The organism is Shewanella sp. ISTPL2, assembly GCF_013283205.1.
GTDB classification, from domain to species: Bacteria; Pseudomonadota; Gammaproteobacteria; order Enterobacterales; family Shewanellaceae; genus Shewanella; species Shewanella oncorhynchi.
Map to the genome: position 1 here is coordinate 864,150 of NZ_JAAPAV010000001.1, position 19,702 is coordinate 883,851.

General features: G+C 45.0%; 19 protein-coding genes. 8 read left to right on the top strand and 11 right to left on the bottom strand.

Annotated elements, in window-relative coordinates; all coding sequences use genetic code 11:
- Nucleotides 1–201 precede the first annotated feature (201 nt).
- The gene (locus HUB64_RS03935; protein ID WP_105251242.1) at nucleotides 202–804 is read right to left on the bottom strand and encodes a response regulator transcription factor; all 603 of its coding nucleotides are present in this window, start codon (nucleotides 802–804) and stop codon (nucleotides 202–204) included.
- A gap of 212 nt (nucleotides 805–1,016) precedes the next feature.
- Here HUB64_RS03935 and HUB64_RS03940 point away from each other — a divergent pair, with 212 nt between their 5' ends.
- Complete coding sequence (locus HUB64_RS03940) at nucleotides 1,017–2,828, top strand: PhnD/SsuA/transferrin family substrate-binding protein (protein ID WP_173496434.1); 1,812 nt, start codon at nucleotides 1,017–1,019, stop codon at nucleotides 2,826–2,828.
- A gap of 64 nt (nucleotides 2,829–2,892) precedes the next feature.
- Here the strand turns inward: HUB64_RS03940 and HUB64_RS03945 are convergent, their stop codons facing one another.
- The 3 genes from HUB64_RS03945 to HUB64_RS03955 form a co-directional block, all read right to left on the bottom strand.
- On the bottom strand, nucleotides 2,893–3,219 hold the full coding sequence (locus HUB64_RS03945) for a hypothetical protein (RefSeq protein ID WP_006087079.1): 327 nt from the start codon (nucleotides 3,217–3,219) through the stop codon (nucleotides 2,893–2,895).
- 95 nt (nucleotides 3,220–3,314) lie between these two features.
- On the bottom strand, nucleotides 3,315–4,142 hold the full coding sequence (locus HUB64_RS03950; protein WP_173496435.1) for a hypothetical protein: 828 nt from the start codon (nucleotides 4,140–4,142) through the stop codon (nucleotides 3,315–3,317).
- Nucleotides 4,143–4,550: 408 nt separating this feature from the next.
- Entirely contained in the window at nucleotides 4,551–5,462 is a 912-nt protein-coding gene (locus tag HUB64_RS03955; protein WP_173496436.1) for a LysR family transcriptional regulator, read from the bottom strand.
- Nucleotides 5,463–5,573: 111 nt separating this feature from the next.
- Between HUB64_RS03955 and HUB64_RS03960 the strand changes: the two genes are divergently transcribed.
- Genes HUB64_RS03960 through HUB64_RS03970 form a run of 3 tightly spaced genes read left to right on the top strand, consistent with a single transcriptional unit; the run spans nucleotide 5,574 to nucleotide 8,337 of the window.
- The gene (locus tag HUB64_RS03960; RefSeq protein ID WP_173496437.1) at nucleotides 5,574–6,710 is read left to right on the top strand and encodes an alkene reductase; all 1,137 of its coding nucleotides are present in this window, start codon (nucleotides 5,574–5,576) and stop codon (nucleotides 6,708–6,710) included.
- On the top strand, nucleotides 6,710–7,348 hold the full coding sequence (locus tag HUB64_RS03965; protein WP_173247231.1) for an ester cyclase: 639 nt from the start codon (nucleotides 6,710–6,712) through the stop codon (nucleotides 7,346–7,348). Before HUB64_RS03960 ends, HUB64_RS03965 begins: the two co-directional genes overlap by 1 nt.
- Nucleotides 7,345–8,337 (top strand): polysaccharide deacetylase family protein, encoded by a 993-nt coding sequence (locus HUB64_RS03970; protein ID WP_173496438.1) that lies wholly within the window; start codon nucleotides 7,345–7,347, stop codon nucleotides 8,335–8,337. Before HUB64_RS03965 ends, HUB64_RS03970 begins: the two co-directional genes overlap by 4 nt.
- Before the next feature lie 104 nt (nucleotides 8,338–8,441).
- On the opposite strand, the gene HUB64_RS03975 is transcribed toward HUB64_RS03970, so the two are convergent.
- Together HUB64_RS03975 and HUB64_RS03980 are read right to left on the bottom strand one after the other, a co-directional pair.
- Nucleotides 8,442–9,602: a putative sulfate/molybdate transporter gene (locus HUB64_RS03975; protein ID WP_173496439.1), complete on the bottom strand. Its 1,161-nt coding sequence runs from the start codon at nucleotides 9,600–9,602 to the stop codon at nucleotides 8,442–8,444.
- A 275-nt stretch (nucleotides 9,603–9,877) separates the two neighbouring features.
- Nucleotides 9,878–10,609: an SDR family oxidoreductase gene (locus HUB64_RS03980; RefSeq protein ID WP_105251250.1), complete on the bottom strand. Its 732-nt coding sequence runs from the start codon at nucleotides 10,607–10,609 to the stop codon at nucleotides 9,878–9,880.
- Nucleotides 10,610–10,801: 192 nt separating this feature from the next.
- Here HUB64_RS03980 and HUB64_RS03985 point away from each other — a divergent pair, with 192 nt between their 5' ends.
- Nucleotides 10,802–11,641 carry a LysR family transcriptional regulator gene (locus HUB64_RS03985; RefSeq protein ID WP_173496440.1) on the top strand — a complete coding sequence of 280 codons (840 nt, stop codon included), beginning with the start codon at nucleotides 10,802–10,804 and terminating at the stop codon, nucleotides 11,639–11,641.
- 33 nt (nucleotides 11,642–11,674) lie between these two features.
- Here HUB64_RS03985 and HUB64_RS03990 read toward each other — a convergent pair whose 3' ends face one another.
- The 3 genes from HUB64_RS03990 to HUB64_RS04000 form a co-directional block, all read right to left on the bottom strand.
- Entirely contained in the window at nucleotides 11,675–12,451 is a 777-nt protein-coding gene (locus HUB64_RS03990; RefSeq protein ID WP_173496441.1) for an ABC transporter substrate-binding protein, read from the bottom strand.
- Between the two features lie 231 nt (nucleotides 12,452–12,682).
- Entirely contained in the window at nucleotides 12,683–14,221 is a 1,539-nt protein-coding gene (locus tag HUB64_RS03995) for a tetratricopeptide repeat protein (protein ID WP_173496442.1), read from the bottom strand.
- A 118-nt stretch (nucleotides 14,222–14,339) separates the two neighbouring features.
- Nucleotides 14,340–15,176, bottom strand: a complete 837-nt coding sequence (locus HUB64_RS04000; RefSeq protein ID WP_173496443.1) for a mechanosensitive ion channel family protein — start codon at nucleotides 15,174–15,176, stop codon at nucleotides 14,340–14,342.
- 169 nt (nucleotides 15,177–15,345) lie between these two features.
- Here HUB64_RS04000 and HUB64_RS04005 point away from each other — a divergent pair, with 169 nt between their 5' ends.
- Together HUB64_RS04005 and HUB64_RS04010 are read left to right on the top strand one after the other, a co-directional pair.
- Nucleotides 15,346–15,825, top strand: coding sequence for a hypothetical protein (locus tag HUB64_RS04005; protein ID WP_173496444.1), 480 nt, complete (start codon nucleotides 15,346–15,348; stop codon nucleotides 15,823–15,825).
- A 377-nt stretch (nucleotides 15,826–16,202) separates the two neighbouring features.
- Complete coding sequence (locus tag HUB64_RS04010; protein ID WP_105251256.1) at nucleotides 16,203–17,378, top strand: type III PLP-dependent enzyme; 1,176 nt, start codon at nucleotides 16,203–16,205, stop codon at nucleotides 17,376–17,378.
- A 65-nt stretch (nucleotides 17,379–17,443) separates the two neighbouring features.
- On the opposite strand, the gene HUB64_RS04015 is transcribed toward HUB64_RS04010, so the two are convergent.
- Nucleotides 17,444–17,656, bottom strand: coding sequence for a YdcH family protein (locus HUB64_RS04015; RefSeq protein ID WP_006083288.1), 213 nt, complete (start codon nucleotides 17,654–17,656; stop codon nucleotides 17,444–17,446).
- Between the two features lie 413 nt (nucleotides 17,657–18,069).
- On the opposite strand from HUB64_RS04015, the gene udp reads away from it, so the two are divergent.
- A complete protein-coding gene (gene udp, locus HUB64_RS04020) occupies nucleotides 18,070–18,828 on the top strand; it encodes a uridine phosphorylase (RefSeq protein ID WP_105251257.1) in 759 nt (252 codons plus the stop codon).
- 102 nt (nucleotides 18,829–18,930) lie between these two features.
- Here udp and HUB64_RS04025 read toward each other — a convergent pair whose 3' ends face one another.
- Nucleotides 18,931–19,683 carry an outer membrane protein OmpK gene (locus HUB64_RS04025; protein ID WP_173496445.1) on the bottom strand — a complete coding sequence of 251 codons (753 nt, stop codon included), beginning with the start codon at nucleotides 19,681–19,683 and terminating at the stop codon, nucleotides 18,931–18,933.
- Nucleotides 19,684–19,702: the final 19 nt, after the last annotated feature.

The following is a 19,702-nucleotide window of genomic DNA, read 5'->3' on the forward strand; positions in this document are numbered from 1 at the left end:
AAGGAACCTATGGTGTGATTGTGCGGGCTGATACGATATTTCACAAAGCCAAATGCGCAAACTGCGACAGCTTGTCGCAGATAGGATGAAAACTGTGTAGTTACGGTATCTTGAATGGGCGGGGTAAAAAGGGTTTAACGGTTAAATCCTTATGCGTGGCGAGAAGGCTTAACGATTGTTTAGTGACCACGGGTGATTGACTTATAAGACAGAATTCAGATTGCCTAAGTGTTGCACTAGCTCCGCCATATTGTTCACTTCGAGTTTCTTCATGATTTTGGCGCGGTGTACTTCAATCGTGCGCAGGGATAAAAACATCGCCTCCGATATTTGCTTGTTAGTCATGCCTTGGATCACATGGGCTAACACTTGCTGTTCGCGCTCAGTCAGTTGGTCAAACTTATGCTGCAGACTTTGCTGCTCGAAGGCCGCTTGGCTTTCACGCTGCGCCTTTTCAATCGCTTGTACTAATGCCTTTCCGGACACTGGTTTTTGAAAAAAATCGCAGGCCCCCTTACGAAAGGCGCTTAACGCCATAGGTAAATCACCGTGGCCAGTGAGAAATATCACGCCTAGCGGGCTGTGGGTTTCCAGTAATTTTTGCTGCACTTCTTGGCCGGTGATTTCTGGCATTCGACTATCTAAAATCACGCAGCCCGCCTGTGATAATGCACAGTGCTCAAGGAAATCGCGGCCGCTGTTGAAGGTTTGCACTTGATAGCCAAATTGTCCGAGCATAAAGCCCAGTGAATCCAGAATCGCTTCATCGTCATCGACTAGATAGAGTGGCAATTTTATCGACATTGTGTTCCTTGAAGGGCGGTAAGCATGCTATCAGCTTAAGCTGGGTACAGAGTGGGCTCAATTTTAAGCCTAGGTCTTGGGAGATACATCACTAAATTAGCCGATTCCCTCTGGGCATAAACCAGAGTTTGGCGGCATTTCACAGCTTGATTTTTATCTGCGAGCTAAAGTCGTTCCATGACAATGGCATATAAGAGTGGGTAATAGAGGCGATGACGATTGACTCTTGGTGTAAAGCGATATTGATGGGATTCTTGCTGAGTATCATTGGGCTTAATCCGTCCTATGCCAACGAAGCGACAGAGGTGAACCATTTTAGAGTCGGAGTGCTGGCAAACCATGGCGTATTACAGGCCAAGCAGCGTTGGCAACCTATGATGGATTACCTCAGTGAGCAAGTGCCTAATAGTCATTTTGAAGTCGTGCCAGTGGATTTTAATGGCATGCGTAGTCAGTTACTTGAACATGATTTGCAGTTTATCGTCACTAACCCAGGGCAATATCTGCATTTAAGTAACAACTTCCCGCTGTCTTGGCTTGCGACAATGAAGAGTCGTAAGCATCAAGGCAGTACTTTTACCATAGGTGCGACCATTATTGTCCGCGCCGACAGCCCTATCCGTACCTTGCAGGATTTACGCGGGCGCAATGTGGTCGCCAGTGATCCGCAGGCCTTGGGGGGGTATCAAGCGGCCATGGGGTTACTGCATAAAATGGGGTTTTTACCCGAACAGTTTTTTGGGCAAGTGCGCTTCCTCGGTTTCCCGTTAGAACCGCTTATCTATCAAGTCAGAGACGGCAGTGCCGACGCCGCAATAGCGCCTTTTTGTACCTTAGAGGAAATGATCGCAACGGGTCTTGTTAATCAGGGTGATTATCGGGTTATCCATCCTGCAACGCCTGCAGGATATGATTGCGAGGTGAGCACTCAGTTATACCCAAACTGGTCATTCGCTGCGGCGGATACGGTTTCTCCTAAGCTGACGATGGCGATTACCCGCGCCTTATTCGATTTACCCGCCGATCATATTGCAGCAATTACCGCCGATACTTTGGGCTGGACTGCGCCCGTGAGTCAGTTAAAAGTGATTGAGTTATTTAAAGAATTACAACTACAGGGAGCATCACCACCACTTTATCAAACCGTATACAAATGGATGGCAAAAAATAAAGAATGGGGTGGCGCACTGTTGTTAATTTTCATTATTTCCACCATTTATCACCTGTGGCTTGAATATAAGTTTCGCCAGAAAAGTGAGTTTTTAGTCAGCACTGAGCGCCAATTAAAGGACAAGGCACTGCAGCTTGAGCGACTGCAAAGTGCGGCGATTCTTGGGGAAATAGGTGCCGGACTTGCCCATGAACTCAATCAACCCATAGCCGCCATTACCCAATACAGCGAAGGTGCCATGCTGCAACTGGAAAGGCTTGGGCAAGATAATCCGGAACTCTATGATGTACTCGGTAAAATTAATGCGCAGTCGATTCGCGCCGGAGCGGTTGTGCATCGTATTCGCGGTTTACTCAAGCGGCGTCAGGCCAAGACCGAACCTTTAGATATAGTGCCAGTGGTGAAAGAAGCTTTAGCTCTGCTGCGGCGCGAGCTAGACCGAGCGAATGTGCAAGTGAATGTGCGAGTGCAGGGTGAGCCCTTTGAACTGATGGGCGATAGCGTTGGTTTAAGTCAAATGTGGGTCAATTTAGTAAAAAATAGCTTAGATGCGTTAGAAACCTGCGGCGATAATCGTGTGCGTCAATTATGGATCGATATCTATTATCATCCAAATGAAATCAAAGTGTTAGTTATTGATAATGGCGAAGGGCTACAGGGGCAGGCGAGTGAGTTGATGGCATCTTTTGCCTCAACCAAAGATGCGGGATTAGGGCTTGGCTTAGCCATCTGTAAGGATGTGGTTACCCGCCATCACGGCAGCATTCAAATCGAAAACTGTCAGCAATCCACGCAAGCTTTACTGCCTTGGCAACAGGGCTGTGTGGTGACAGTCGTTCTTCCCAAGGGATAGGGTTATACACTTATGAGTAACCCTTAATGTGCGCATTAGCGGAGCATCCGACAGCTTTTATTGGTTAGCGGTTAATATTAATAAAAGCATCATTTTCATAATAATATTTTGCTGCACTAATTAATTCATTTAGCCCAGCTTCAGAATTTTGTTGCAGCAAATTACTCTTAATACTTTGCAAATCTGACACACTTAAGAAGCTTTTATAACCAATAGATGTTGGGTAAATTGGTTCATCATCACTACCACGATCTTCTTCTGTGTCATCGTCAAGTACAAGACATAATATCGAGTCATTAATTTCTTTATTAAAAGGTATATATACATCCCACTTCCAATCTAAAGATTCAATTTTATCCAACATGTTCTTGAGAGTTAATTCTAAACGCATTACGCACCTTTTGTGATACAGCTAGTCATTCCCGCGCCTTATTTGCGGTTAGTTTTTGGGGGGAAAGCCATCGCTTGATCTCTGATCCACTTCATTCATAACTGTAGATATTTACCAAAATATTCATCGACAGTTTTATGGCAGTATTTATCTTCACCTCGCCAATACTCAGCGAACACCCAGTCATTTTTGCCTTTAGAAGGGCGATTGTAGCTCCTTGGTCGTAACACTCCAATACTGGCTAAAATCTCTATTAATACCTGCCTTTCTGCTTTACTGGACTTTACGACCTTAGCCAATCTTTTTTCAAGGGCACTGGGATAATCAGTAGGTTCCGAACTTTCGATAGTGCTTAATATTTCTTTGAAACAATTTAAGTCTTCATCAGTTGGGTCAGGGATATCCGTATTTATAAATTGGTTTAAGTCAAAATATGTATATAAAATATCGCCATGACGGACACCACCCCATTTGATACGCTCGAAATTCAATACGTTTATATCTGTGTTGTTATAGTTGTGACTGCCCCTTATCCCGTATTTGCTGTCTCGGCATACACCGCAGGTGTAGGAGTGTGAAGTTGGTTTTCCGTCGGAATATGAAGTGCCGGATATAACGGGTGTATATTTATGCTCTGGGATATTTTTGGCAATTGAATAGGATGATAAAGAAGATCTTAAGTCTAAGCGGCGAGTTGTCAGGCTACTTAAAAAACCTTTAGCAATTTGTGCTCTGGATATTGTTTTTACTATTTTTGCAATGGTATCTATGCAGTCATCATGAGAAATCGAAATCGGATCAAACATCAATCCTTGTGACTTTGCGTACTCAAAATCTCCATCAGATAAGAGTCTATCTTTTGAGTCTATCCATCCATTTTTCCAGTAGGTGGAGAATAATATTTTCTTCGCTTTCTTATCCATATTCGAATTAATGCTTTCACTTAACGTCTGAGTATTAATGTGTAGCGTTGTTTGCGAGACATAAATCACTTGTTCGACTTGGCTACTACGACGATGTTAATTGGTGTGAATGATGCTATAGGAATTTGTTTTGACAGGGTAGTGGTTTTTATACAACTTGGGTGGTAATTGCTTGATATTGTTTTAGCTTTATCATTACGTTTGCATTATTAGTGACGTTGATTTCGAGTATTCTGGCCTTACATTTTGGTTGACACAGGTACTACATCATCTCAACGACATTAAACCTATAAAGCATATTTACTTTTAGTTTTCTATCATCTAGCAACGACTTGATGGTGGTTATTTTCTTCACATGACCACTTGTTTATCGTGGTTTTCTATTAGGATACTTTGGACGTTTGCAATTTAGGGCAGTGGATAGTTTTGGGCGAACTGACCAAGCTTTTCTACTAAAAACTCTATGGTGCGACGGACCTTATGGCTGGGATAATCGGTTTGTAGGTATACCAATTGCAGTGGGATCGGTGGGGCTATTTTATCGGCTAGCACTAAGTGAAGTCTGCCTTCGGTCACATCTTGCGCCACATCGAGCCAACTCTTATAGGCAATTCCACGACCTGAGAGTGCCCAGTCGCGGATCACTGCGCCATCGTTACAGAAACGTCGGCCCCTGACTTCGATTTCAACAGGCGCGCCGTTATGACTTAACTTCCATTTCTGCCATGGCTCACCGCCGCGATTTAAGATCAGTACTGCGTGTTGGCTAAGTTCATTTAGCGTGCTTGGTGTGCCGTGTTGTGCCAGATAAGCGGGTGAGGCGACCAGTACCCTTGGGGTCATGGCGAGCTGACGCCTTTTAAGGTTTGAGTCGTCAAGCTGACCATAGCGCAAAGCCAAATGGATATTTTGGTCGATTAAGTCTGTCATATGATCGCCAAAATACAGCTGCACTGTCAGTTCTGGGGCGCTGTCCATCAATTCATCGAGCCAAGCACGGATCTGGCTGCGACCAATATCCGAAGGTAACGCGAGGCGTACTTCGCCCTTAAGCTCACCCCTGTGTTCTGCTAAATTGGCGCTGGCAGTTTCGAGAATCGCCAGTGCGGGTTTCGCCGAATCGAGAAAAATCCGCCCTTCTTCTGTGAGCTGTAAGCGCCGCGTCGAGCGAGCAAATAGCTGACATCCCAGCTTTTTCTCTAATCTTTGCAGCGCGGCACTTGCCGCTGCCGGCGTCATGCCTATTTCTTTACTGGCTGCCGAGAGACTCTCTAAGGCTGCGATACGCAGCGCTAATTGCAGATCGTTTAAATGATACATATCAAATTATTTTTGAAAATGATTTTAATAATAGCCTGATTATCAATATAGATTAACTAATGCACAATTGCACCACTGATGTTTCATCTTAATTTCTGGTTCGGAGTGTGTATGAGTCTATTCATGTCTTACAAATTAGCGTCACTGGCATTAAACAATCGCATCGTGATGGCCCCTATGACTCGGGCGCGTACTACGCAGCCAGGTAATATTCCTAATGATCTGATGGCGCAATATTATGCCCAGCGCGCCTCGGCGGGGTTAATCATCACAGAAGCGACACAAATCTCCGATGACAGCCAAGGTTATTCATTTACGCCGGGCGTGTATACCGCTGAGCAAATTGAGGGCTGGGAAAAAGTCACAGCGGCAGTGCATCAGGCTGGCGGTAAAATCTTTAATCAAATTTGGCATGTTGGCCGTGTATCGCACCCGATTTTTCAGCAAGGTAATGCCCCTATTGCGCCATCAGCTATTGCGCCTGTTGGCACTAAAGTATGGATTGTGGATGAAGCGCATCCTGAAGGGCAAATGGTGGATTGCCCAGAACCTAGGGCTATGGTGCAAGCGGATATCGACCGTGTTGTGGCCGATTTTGCACAGGCGGGTGTGAATGCGGTTGCGGCGGGTTTTGATGGCATCGAAATTCACGGCGGCAATGGTTATCTGATTGACCAGTTTTTACGCACCAATTCAAACCACAGAACTGATGCCTACGGCGGTTCTCAGGAAAATCGCATTCGTTTTTTACTCGAAATTGTCCAAGCCGTGAGTGCGAAAATTGGTGCCAATAAAGTCGGGGTTCGCCTCGCCCCTTACGTGACGTTTAAAGATATGGCGTGTCCTGAAATTGTAGACACTATTCTGTTAGCGGCTAAGCATTTATCGGCATTGGGCGTGGCATATTTACATCTTTCAGAGGCGGATTGGGATGATGCACCGCAGGTGCCAGAGTCTTTTAGAGTCGAGCTGCGTAAAGTCTTTAAGGGCAGCATTATTGTTGCGGGTCGCTATGATGTGGCGCGTGCCAATGAAGTGATTGATAACGGTTATGCTGACTTAGTTGCCTTCGGTCGACCTTTTATTGCGAATCCTGATTTGCCTTACCGTTTAATGCATCAATTGCCTTTATCTGCATTCGACAAAGGGCCCTTGTTTGGCGGTTGTGGGGCGGGTTATACCGATTATCCTACACACAACGAAGCATTGAGAGCCGTCATCCGATCCGCTGACGATGAGGTGGCATAATGGATCGGGTTAACACTTTGTATGTTCAGCGCTTACCCGCTTGGCTCAGCTTAAGTCTATGGTTTTCAGGCTTTATGGGTATTGCAATTGTGGGTTTTAGCTTAGCAAGTCTGAGCATGGATGCGTTAGCCGCTCAAGGGGCAACAACACAGGATAGTGCTAAAGTGCGAGCGGCATTAGTGCCAAAAGTGGCGGCAATGGAAACGATTTCTGATCAATCACCGCAGGCACAAGCTATCGCCCGCGCCGCTTTGTTATATGCCAGTTTTTGGCACACGGGCGATGCAAGTTTTGCCCACGGCGCATTGGCGACTGGTTTTATCGACCGTACTCTGCCCGCTGGCCGCGCACAGGGAATCACGGGTCCACTCGAAGCCTCAAAGGCATTTAGGGCAGCGGTCCCCGATCTCTCTGTTTCAGTTGAGCATTTGCTAGTAGTTGGCGATCGTGCAGTGGTACGTCTGCGTTTTAATGGCCGCTTTACTGGTGTCTTTGGTGAGCAAAAAGGCCAAGGGCAGAAAATCGATTTTCGTGCTGTTGACATGTATCGAGTACGGGATGGTTTCATCACAGATAACTGGCACCTCGAAGATTATCAAACGCTATTTTCTCAACTAGCTGCAGGGACTCAATCATGAATCAACGTCGACGATTTTTAATGGCAGGTGGCGCCATCGCTGCTGGGTTCGGCCTAAGCCAAACGGCGCTTGCTATTGGTTTACCATCATTAGATACCTTAGAAAATGACTCCAAAAGTTCAGGTGGCAGTGGGATGAACAAAACATTTTGGCCAAGTGGTGAGCAGTTAGTGATTTCAATCTCAATGCAGTTTGAAGCAGGTGCTCAAGATAAAAATGCCGAAGGGCCGTTTCCGCCGATGGAAAGGGGCTATCCAGATACCATCACCCCGACTTGGTACGACTACGGTATGAACGAAGGCATTCCAAGGCTGCTGCGTTTGTGGCGTAAGCACAATATCAAGGTGACTTCTCACATGGTTGGGCGCGCTGCTGAGCTACATCCTCAACTTGCCAAACAAGTTGCAGATGAGGGGCATGAGATTTCGGGCCACGGACAAACGTGGACGCCACAATACAGCATGTCGCCAGCAGAGGAACGCGCCTCCTATGTGGCGAGTATTGAGACGCTGCAAAGGATCACTGGTCAGCGCCCCTTAGGTTTTAATGCCTTTTGGATGCGCCATAGTACTCAAACCCTCAATATTTTGCAGGACTTAGGTTTTATTTATCACATCGATGACCTATCGCGGGACGAACCTTCAATTATCCCAGTAGGAAATAAGCCTTTTGCGGTTGTGCCTTACACTTTACGTAACAATGATATCGGACGTTTTGGTGGCAACACTGCTATGACGGCCACGGCCTTTTTGCAGGAACTAAAGGATGAGTTCGATATGCTCTATCAAGAAGGTTCGACGCAGCGACGGATGATGTCGATCAGTGTGCACGACCGTATTGGTGGCGCTCCTGGACTTGTGACCGCTTTAGATAAGTTTATTCAGTATGCTAAAGGTCACACTAACGTAGGCTTTATGCGTAAAGATGCCATTGCTAAGTGGGCGCTGGCGCAAAAGGACACACCGACCAATCCTGCAAGAACCTTTTAGCCTGCTGTAGCTTTGTTGGAAGAGGTTTGAATGGTTAACAAAAAGCGCGTTGTTTAACGCGCTTTTTGTTTTTGGGAACCCTTATTACTGCGAGTCGGAAGCGATTAACGCATGGCCAACATGACCCAAGTGCGGCGACCTTGCTCCAGAATTATCCCCACGGCAAGTCCCGCAGCGGCGTTGATGGCGAGGCAAGTCACAGCGGTTGATAAAATCACAAAGATACAGAAGGGCTTACCATCGATTAAGCGTTTCGACCATGCCAGTTGCAGCCCCGCAGTGGTCAGTAAACTGCCGAGGATTGCCATAGGAATAAGGCTTAATAGCCAAGCGATATGACTACCCCAGCATAGGGCTATCATTAAGCACGTACTGCCAAAAATTAACGGCGCCAGATAAGTGCGGGCGCCAAAATGGTATTGCACCGCGAGTCCGCCCGCACCGTGGCACATGGCCGAGGCTCCAAAGGGCGCGAGCAATAAGTTGGCAAGACCAGAGCTAATTGCGAAGTTTTTGGGCGTGAGTTTGGCGGCATCTTCAGGGAATTTCTCCTGTGCCATTACAGACGTGGCAATGACCGCATTGGTTAAGGTTAATGCCAGTTGTGGCAAAACCAACAAAACGGCGGCAGAGGTCCATTCAATAGATGTCGGCCACGCTAATTGAAATGGCGCTGTCATTGCTTGAATATCAAAGTTAGTGGCTAAACTAGTTTGTGTACTTGCTTGCCAAATCATCCCCGCTGCTATGACTAAGGGCATGGCAAGGTAACGCAGCGGCAAAAATTTACTGATAAATAACAGTACAAATGCCCCCACGCCAACCAGCCAAAATTCACTCATCATCTTAGTGCCCATCCACATCAGTTGCAGACCTATGGCGAGTTGAATGCCAACACTCACAGCTTGGGATAACTGTTTAGCTAACCAAGTGATGGCGCCGCTAAAGGCGAGAATTAACAGGATAATGCCCATTAACATGGCGCTTGCCTGCAACATGCCTGGGGTTAAGCCCTGAGCGATCACCAGTGCAGCGATGACTTTCATCGGTTGTACCGGAATCGGGCGACGGTAAAACAGCGCGCTGAGAATAGCGAATAGACCAAACCCCAAAAATATCCCTTGGGGTGAAAATTGATTGAGGGCAATTAGCCCTAGCACTAAAGGTAAAAAAGTGCCTAAGTCGGCAAAAGCGCCACTGGTTTCACCGAGTAAACGGTTGAATGAAGGATTGGATACTGTTTGGGAAATTTTGCCCGAGGTCATACTGATTGCCGTAATTGAACACGCTATGACTACGCAAAATAAATGCCATAAAAATCAGATGATTTGGGGGGTAAACAGAGTCAAACTACCGTATTGAGTCACTCAATGAGACAAACTGGGGCAAGGCCGAAGAATGGCTGAGTCTAATTGTCTGCACCTGTGTTTATTGCGGCGGCATTGGGTTAATTGCTCAAGCTCATTTGTGAGTCATGATTCAACCACAACATTGGCGGTCAGTGCCGTGGTTGATATTCTTTATTGTGTAATGTTGCGTGTTAAGGTTGCTGGCGCGTTGGTGCTAGAACGATTTCGCGTACGCACACATTTTGCGGTTGTTGCCATGCAAACAGCGCAGCAGCGGCGACATTTTCAGGGGCGATAACGCCGCCCATTTCTTCTTTCCAGTCATGGTAACCCGCTTTAATGTCATCGCTGGTGGTATGGCTCAACAACTCGGTTTCTACTGCGCCTGGGGCGATAGTGATAAGGCGTACGTCATCCATGGCGACCTCTTCACGAATGTTTTCTGTTAAGGCGTGCACGGCAAATTTAGTAGCGCAGTAAGCGGCGTGGTTTGGAAAGGTTTTACGCCCCGCCACTGAGCTGACATTAATTATAGTGCCAGTTTTGCGAGCTTTCATGTCGGCTAATACCGCATGAATACCATTAAGCACGCCCATCACATTGATATTGAGCATGCGGCTCCATTCATTGGGATCTTGCACATCGATTTGGCCTAGTAGCATGATTCCCGCGTTATTGATAAGACAGCCGACTGGGCCAAATTGCGCTTCTGCTTGGGTTATGGCTGTTTTAATAGCTGCGCCGTCGGTGACATCGACGCTGATAGAAAGGCTGTTTGGTAATTCAAGCGCTTGCATTGCTTCAACTCGGCGTGCCAGTAATAGCAGCGGATGGCCTGCAGCGCTAAAGCTTTTAGCCATAGCGGCGCCAATACCCGATGAGGCGCCTGTGATGACAACCAGTGATTTAGTAACTTGATTCATTAGTATTTCCTATTAATTGGAGCCAATGTAAGCCGTAAACAAACTGTTGTTCGGCGTCTTGAACTTGTTAACCAGTATAGACTGGGGATTTTCAGTCGAAAAATACTTATTCCAGCTGGATATGATAGGCTCAGCCTATGGCACTATTGTTGAAACTTTGTGCTGAACTCGTCGGTTGTCGGAGAAGATTAAATGGTCGATTTGCGTTTGCTGCGTTTCTTTATCGCAATTTTTGAAGAGAACAATATTACCTCGGCGGCTAACCGTTGCTTTGTGAGCCAGCCTTCACTGTCTGCTGGGTTAAAGCAACTCGAAGAAGAGCTTGGTGGTCAGTTATTTGAGCGCAGCAAAAAAGGTGTTAAACCTTTGGACAGCGCGCACTATCTATACCCTTTGGCGGTTAAATTAGTCGAGGAGGCGAGTAAGTTACCAGGCTTATTTATGGCGAAGGCGAGCCGGCAAAAGCTACGTTTGGCTGTGATGCCAGACTTAAGCCAGCGGCGTTTGGCAGGATTTTTACAACAGGTGAATCAAGCCATTGATAAGTTAGATCTTGAACTGGTGGACTATCAAAGCCCTGCAGATTGCCGTTTAAGCATCGACAGCTTGCGCCATGAAGATGAAGTATTTTTTCCGCTGTGGGAGGAGGATTATGTGCTCTGCGTCCCCAAGGATCATACCCTCGCCCAAGTAGATAGCCTACGCCCCGAGCAGCTCAATGGCTTTGACTTTATTGAGTGCCCACCCTGTGAAGCCCATCAGCAAACGATAGGTTTATTGGCGTGCAGCAATATGTCGCTTAATTTGGTCGCTAAGGCTGAGTCAAAATCTCTAGTGATGTCGCTAGTGTTAGCCGGATTTGGCGTGAGTTTTTTACCCGATGGTTTGATTGAAGATGAGCCTAGGCTCAAGCAAGTGAAATTTGATGGTCCGAGAATGTTCCGTCGTATTGGTTTGTGTTATCCCTCCCATCAGGCAGTTGCGCCAACATTGGCGACCTTGTTACGGCATTTAGCCGCTAGACCGAATTAATTCCAAGTTAGTTTTGGGTTATCAGCATTCAGATTAGTGAGTCGCTAAGGGCGATTCAGTGAGATTAAGTGGAGGCTCGACGCCGTAGGATTTAAATAGTTGAGTAATTTCACCTGAGGTGCGCATGTCGTCGACTATTTGGTGAACTTGCTTGGCATATTGATGCTGCGGCGACATGAGCGGAATACTGAAATAGCGGCCATTTTTGCTGATATCTACGTACGTCATCTGTTTGAGTTGGGGATCTTTGGCAAAAAATTGCATTTCATGCTGTTCGGAGGTGATGGCTAAATCGATACGCTCAGCCTTCAACATATTGATTAACTGACCGTTATCATTAACAAAAGACACTTTTAGTTGGTTTTGATTGTCATTGAACTGCGGACAGTAAAAAGCGCCTCTAAGTGCGCCAATGATATGAGGTTTTAGTTCATCGAAATGTTTGACTTCAAGTTGTCTATTCGCAAGGGCAAAGTAATAGACGTAGCGCTTGTCGTATCCCAGTAGCATAGGGTCTAGAAAATCGTTGCGCTCTGGCGTCATCGAATGGACGGGGATTAGGTCGACTTGTCCCATTTCTGCCACTTTAATTGTGCGTGCCCAAGGCACATTACTCCAATTTATCTTGTGACCTAGGCGGGCGATGACTTCATTGATGACAGCTGCACCTGGGCCTTTGCACTCACCATTTTCGACATAAATAACAGGATGCCTATCGCGGCAGTGTGCTTGCCAGACAACGGCAGAGGTTTCTGCCCTTGCTTGGGGCAGAAATAAGCATGAAATGACAATGATCAGTATCAGCCTCATACATCTTGCCTATTAAAATGGTCAGTTTTAATTTAGGGCTGGGCAGTTAACCTGACTATGTTTTATTTTTGAGTCGTTTAGCTGCGCAGGTTTGGTCAATAATTGATTGTAGTGCTTATACATCCACTGTGCTTTTTAAGTAATTATAAATTCACTCTATTTTGTAACCAAACGGTTTGGCCTGTTAAATCTGACCAAACCTTTTCTGGGGCTCATTCGCTGCTAGGAAACTTACCTATCCGACTCAAGATAGGGCGTTAATTGGGTTTCAATAGCCTCAATTTGAGTTTCGGCGTAGGCAAGTTCGGATTCGGTTAAACATGATTTTGCGGTGTTTTGATGGAGTCGTTGAGCGCTATTCATCCCGTATTTACCAAAATGACGTAGCAATAAACTAGACCAAATAAACATTTGTATAGGCTTATTTAATTGTTCTGCGCCGTAAATATTGACCAGTTCCCGCATAGCAATTTCATGACCTAGCTCTGCCGATTTGACGTACCAAGCTTCTGCCGCTTGTAGAGCCTCTTGAGTGGGTTTTTCACCACTTAAAAATGATTCAGCCTTATAGAAATAAAAATATTGTTGTTGCTCAGCGGGGATTGGATGCTGATGCAAGAAACTGTCACGTAGACGCTCAGCCTCTCTTATCTCTAAGGTACCTAGTTGCTGACTGAATCTGGCTAATTCTTTTAGATGATCGGCTCTATTGCTCATGGCCGCGAGCTGGTAATACATTAACGCTTTAATCGGTTGGCGACTCACGCCTAAACCTTGCTCATAAATCTTGCCTAAGCCTAGCAGTGCGTCTTCATTCCACTTAAGTGCGAATTCTTCAAAGTCAATTTTAGCCTGTTGGTAATCACTCTCATTTTGTGGCGCTTTCAGTAAAAGATGAGCAAATTCAATCTTAGCGAAGTCATTACCTCTAGCGACAGATTGGCTTAACCAATGGCGCGCCTTGTCATAGTCGACAGCCAAATCTTCACCGTAGAGGAAACGTTTACCAAGATAATACTGGCGGAAATCATCGTCTGCGGCGCGCTCGCTAAGTAATGCCTCTGCACGCGCTAAATCTTTAGGTCCACCTTGGCCAGCAGCAAGCATATGTCCTAGATCATCTTTTGCTAATTCATCACCAGCGGCGGCGGATTTCTCAAAGTATTCCCGTGCTTTGGAATAGTCCGAAGTAACGCGTTCATCATGCCAGTAGAGTGTGGCTAAATGGTAATAGGCTCTTTGGTCTTCTTGTGCGGCGGCTTTTTCGAACCAGTAAATTGCTTGGCTAGCATCGGGATCGAGAAAGGGCTGGCTTAGATACAAGTAAGCAAGCTCATATTGAAACTCGGCTTGTCCCGCTTCGGCATTAGGTTTGAGTTGCTCTACCTGTGCGATTAACTCATCGGGTGTTTGCGACTCAGAAGAGAGCAAATTAGGTAGGGTGAGCATGGGTAAATATTGAGGCTCTATTTCGGCGGCTTTTTTATACCAATCGTTAGATGCCTTGGGATCGGCGGGGACTTGTGGGAATCGACCCGAATAAAGTTCGGCCATAGCAATGGCGGCAACGGCTAAGCCTTTATCGACTGCCTGCTGAATATAATCTAGGCCAGAGTTGACTTCACCTTGGTTAATCAGTGTTAAGCCATGATTGAGTAGCGCAGTAGGATCACCTGCGGCAAGTGCTTTAGCTTGTACTTGTTTTTTTTGATATTTAGCGAAAAAAATAAACAGTACAATAAAAGCAATAATTATGAGTATCAACAACATAGTAGTCCATCACTATCGATATTTGGGAGTATAGTAAACGTAAATTTTTACAAGAATGCAAGTTTACAATTTGGGCTAGGCTGATCGACTAAGCCTACCAATCCCATGGGCATTAGCGTTATTTATCTTGCAGATGGATCTCCCTAATGGGGCAGGCCATCTCGATTCCTGCCTGCTTAAGGGCGTTATAAAGAGCGAGGTTCACCTTATATTTATGCTGAAAATAGCTTTGTGTGGGGACCCAGTAACGAACCCCCATTTCAATTCCATTAGCATTAAAACCATTGATGCCGATATTAGGTGTGGTCTCTTGATAAACATAGGGATTATTGCTTAATAACTCAGTAATCACACTAATGGCTCGTTCGGGATCTGTGTTGTAACTGAGATTGAACTGGGTTTCGACCAGTTTATTGCTGAAGGAGTTGTGCAGGATTTCGCCGACGATATGCTTATTAGGAATGCTGATTTGCTCGCCTTCCTCATTGGTGAGTATGGTCATGCCTAAGTGGATACGTTTAACAACGCCGCTTTCCCCTTTAATTTCAATAGTATTGCCTACTACAAAAGGGCGGGTGACGATAATAGTCACGCCTGCGGCATAGTTCGCTAGCATACCTTGTAAGGCTAAACCTGCACCGAGGGAGGCGGCACCAATTGCCGCAACCATAGGGGTAATACTGATGCCGATCTTGCCGAGGGCGATAATCCCGACCATGACTATGATCAAAATGCGGATAAGATTGCTGACAAAATTGCTTAGGGTGATATCGATATTGTGTTTGTCGAATTGCTTAGCGACTAAGCGTGATACTTTACTGGCTACCCATAAACCTAACAAAAAGATCAGCAAAGCACCTACGAGTTGAAAGCTGTAGGTGACTAAAAATTCGGTGATGAGTTGATAAACGCCTTGTAGTTGCTGCAATTCCTGATCGAGTCCAGGTGTTATCATTATGATATCCTTGTAATAAAATTAACTGTGCGATTATAGCGTAGAAATTCCACCAAATACTTTTCGCCCTTCATGTGTGAAGCGTATCATGTAATCGTGGTTGGTTTAATGAGTCGATAGGGGGAGTCAGGTATGCTGTTCGCCTATCCAATAATGGAGTCGAGTGTTTATGAAAACGCTGTTGTTATGTTTGTCTTGTCTGTTAACCCCAGTCTGGGCGCATGCTGCGAGTTATGTTGCCGGAGATGCGATTAATCCCATTTCACTTCTCGACCAAAATGATAAAACCATTAATGTGACTGATGAGACTCAAGTGCTGCTCTTTAGTCGCAGCATGAAAGGCGGTGATGTGATAAAGGATGCACTTACTCCCTTGAGCGCGACTCAAATGCCAACGGGTTTAGTTTATGTTGCTGATATTAGTGGTATGCCTTCTTTGATCGCTAAATTTGTGGCTGTGCCACAGATGCAAGATTTACCTTTTGCGATTGGGTTAGATAGGGATGGTGAGATCAGTCGTTTATTACCTGATAACAAAGATATGGCCACTATGATATTGCTCAAGCAGCGTAACATTTTGGACATTGCCTATTTTGATTCCAGTGAAGCCTTGAACCAAGCCCTCGCAAAACTCAATCAGCCGCAGTAACGACTCGATTTAACGGACGTATTTTAAGGCATCCATTAGTCTTCTTTTCGCTGTGTGATTGTTACTTCAAGATAACTGTTTTTAGATGGATATTTTGGCTCCAGCCAGTCTATCCATCTCCCTTCCGATAACGTCGTAAAAAATTCACTTTTTATTCTGATAATGAACACAAATTTACCTTAGGGTTTGTGTGCATAATTATTTGTTTTATAGCGCCTTTTTTTGATGGTTCAGCTCCTTAAAGAATTGTGGAATAAAAAGTTATTAATTCAGCATAAAAATTCGTTGCGTAAAGCGAAAAAATATCGTTTACTGCGCACGTTTTTAATACATCACACTTACTGTTATCTATCTGACCCAAAGGAGACTCTGGCCCAATGAGCCAATTTCAATCTATTGATGTTGCTGACTATTATGATATGGACACATTCAAGCGTATTGAAGCGTTTGCCAAAGACAAAGCAACCCCGTTCGTCGTGATCGATACCAGTATCATAGCGAAACAATACGATGACATGGTTAATAGTTTTCCTTACGCCAACGTTTATTATGCAGTTAAGGCAAACCCCGCGGCCGAGATCTTATCTTTACTAAAAGATAAAGGGTCAAACTTTGATATTGCCTCGATTTATGAGCTAGATATGGTCATGAATGTCGGTGTGACAACCGATCGAGTCAGCTATGGTAATACCATTAAAAAGCGCCAAGATGTGCGTGCATTTTATGAGCGTGGCGTGCGTATGTATGCATCTGACTCAGAAGCTGATTTGCGAATGATCGCTGAAGAAGCACCGGGTTCACGTATTTATGTGCGCATTCTGACCGAAGGTACAGATACCGCTGATTGGCCGTTATCCCGTAAATTCGGCTGCCAAAACGAAATGGCCTATGAGCTATTAGTATTGGCACAGGAATTAGGCTTAGAGCCTTTTGGTATTTCTTTCCATGTGGGTTCTCAGCAACGTGACATAGGTGCTTGGGATTCCGCTATTGGTAAAGTGAAAAGCATTTTTGACCGTCTACGTGATGAGCACAATATCACCTTGAAGATGATCAATATGGGTGGCGGTTTCCCTGCTAACTATATTGATAAAACCAATCAATTGGGTGTGTATGCCGAGCAAATCACTCACTTCCTGAAGGAAGATTTTGGTGATGATTTACCACAAATTATTTTGGAACCAGGTCGTTCGTTGATTTCTAACGCGGGGATTTTAGTGTCTGAAGTGGTACTGATCAGCAAAAAATCTTACACAGCGTTAGAACGTTGGGTGTTTACCGATGTGGGTAAATTCTCTGGCTTGATTGAAACGATGGACGAGGCGATTAAGTTCCCGATTTATACTGAGCGTCAAGGCGAGCTGGATAAATGCGTGATTGCCGGCCCAACCTGTGACAGTGCAGATATCATGTATGAGCACTATAGCTATGGCTTACCAAATGACTTAGCCATTGGCGATCGTATGTATTGGTTAACCGCAGGGGCTTATACGACGACGTATTCAGCAGTATGCTTTAATGGTTTCCCACCGCTGAAGGATTACTATCTGTAAGCGATTGTGATGACATTAATAAGGGCGCTTAGGCGCCCTTATTTGTCTTTAGAGTAATAGTAGAATTACTCGTGGGATTTGAGGATCTGATAAATTTCCTCTTTTAAGTGTAACTTTCTGCTTTTGAGTTCTTTCACAGTGGGGTTGAAATCACTGGCGACACGTTTTTCCAGTTGTTTGATTTCCTCGTCTAACTGATTATGCTCATTAAACTTACGTTGAAAATGAGCATCTTGGGTTTTCAGGGTGGAAATTAATTCTCTGTACTCTGGAAACATCGGCATTCTCCTTGTCGTCATTTACTACACTTCAGGTTACGCCTTAACCCTAACCTTATACCAAGTCGTTAAACGTGACTTAGATCACTTTTAGTGGTCACTTAGATTAATACTAATGGATGATTTATTTTAATCTATTTTAAATCAGTATCTTAGGTATTTGTTGCCACAGCCTCTGGCATGAGTTCTGGATCTGGTTCACACTTTGTTTGGTATAAATCAGACTGACATTCGAAATATGGGCAAATTTGCTATCTTGTGAGCAGATGCTGGTGTAGTTGGTAATTTCATTACGACTAAACAATTACTTCTTGCCGATAATTCTGTGATCAAGTTAACCTTCACCGCTTCGATACTAGGTTAAAGTCGATTTTATAAGAATTTAATTATCAAAAATGAAAGGGGTTTTCACAATGGCTGATGTATTTCATTTAGGTTTGACCAAAGCGATGCTCGATGGTGCAACCTTAGCAATCGTTCCTGGTGATCCAGAGCGTGTAAAACGTATTGCCGAACTAATGGACAATGCGACGTTTCTTGCTAGCCACCGCGAGTATACAAGCTATTTAGCGTATGCCGATGGCAAGCCAGTAGTAGTGTGTTCAACTGGTATCGGTGGTCCATCTACTTCTATCGCAGTAGAAGAACTTGCACAATTAGGTGTGAATACCTTCCTGCGTGTAGGGACTACAGGCGCAATCCAACCTCATGTTAATGTGGGTGATGTGATTGTGACTCAAGCTTCAGTACGTTTAGATGGCGCGAGCTTACATTTTGCACCTATGGAATATCCAGCGGTTGCAAACTTTGAATGTACCACTGCTATGGTTGCGGCGTGTCGTGATGCTGGTGTTGAACCACACATTGGCGTAACAGCTTCTTCTGATACTTTCTACCCAGGCCAAGAGCGTTATGACACTGTCACAGGCCGTGTAACGCGTCGTTTCGCGGGTTCAATGAAAGAATGGCAAGATATGGGCGTACTGAACTATGAGATGGAGTCTTCCACTTTGTTCACTATGTGTGCCACTCAAGGTTGGCGTGCAGCCTGCGTTGCTGGTGTGATTGTAAACCGCACCCAACAAGAAATTCCTAATGAAGCCACAATGAAGAAAACTGAAGTGAGTGCGGTTTCTATCGTGGTTGCAGCAGCGAAAAAATTGTTAGCTTAATTTTTAGTAAGCTAAGCAACACTTCCCTGCAAAGTGAGTGCTCAGAATAGAAAAGGTGCCAATGGCACCTTTTTTGTTGCTTTAAAACTATGCCGATACCGATTAGAAATGGTATTGAGCAATCACAGAGTAAGTGTCTTGATCGACGCCTTTCACCCCGTATTTATTGGTCCACAGATCATATTCGATACCCACCAATAATTTATTGGCTTGATGATCACCGAACAGGCTCTTACCGAGATCGTATTTTAGCTGTGGGTTGAAATGGAAGTTTTCCTCGTAGCCGTTATCGTCGGTGGCAAATACCCAGTCGATAAAGCCATCGAGTACTATGTTGGCAGATCCAACAGGGATATCGATACGAAATACAGGAGTGAACTGCCAGCCGTCACTATTGTTACCAGTGCTCATACCATCGCGGCGATAGGTATTAAAGTTAAGATAAGTAAAGTATGGTACTGCTACGTCAACCCCTAAACCGTAAAGTAGGCTGTGGACTGGGCCTTCACCTTCTTCATAGGTTAACGCTAGAGACAAGTCTGTTACTGGGCCAAAGGCTATTTTTTCGCCAAGAATTTTACTGGCACTAAAACGTGGCGAAATTTCACCATAGGTAGTGCTTTCCATGCCTGTATCGTTACCTTTGAAATAGATAAAATCTTGGAAGGCAAACCAATCACCGTATTTCCAGCCGCCAGCCGTTTCTAAGGTAATAGTGGCTTGTTTATCCGATGGCGCTAAATCGTAGTCTTCGCCATAGAGGGCTGTTGCACTGAAATCCCACCACTGTACTAAGTCACCCGCAAATGCTTGAGGAGAAAGCATTAGTGCTAGGTATAGGCATGTTTTTTTCATTGTTATTTCCTGTTGTATA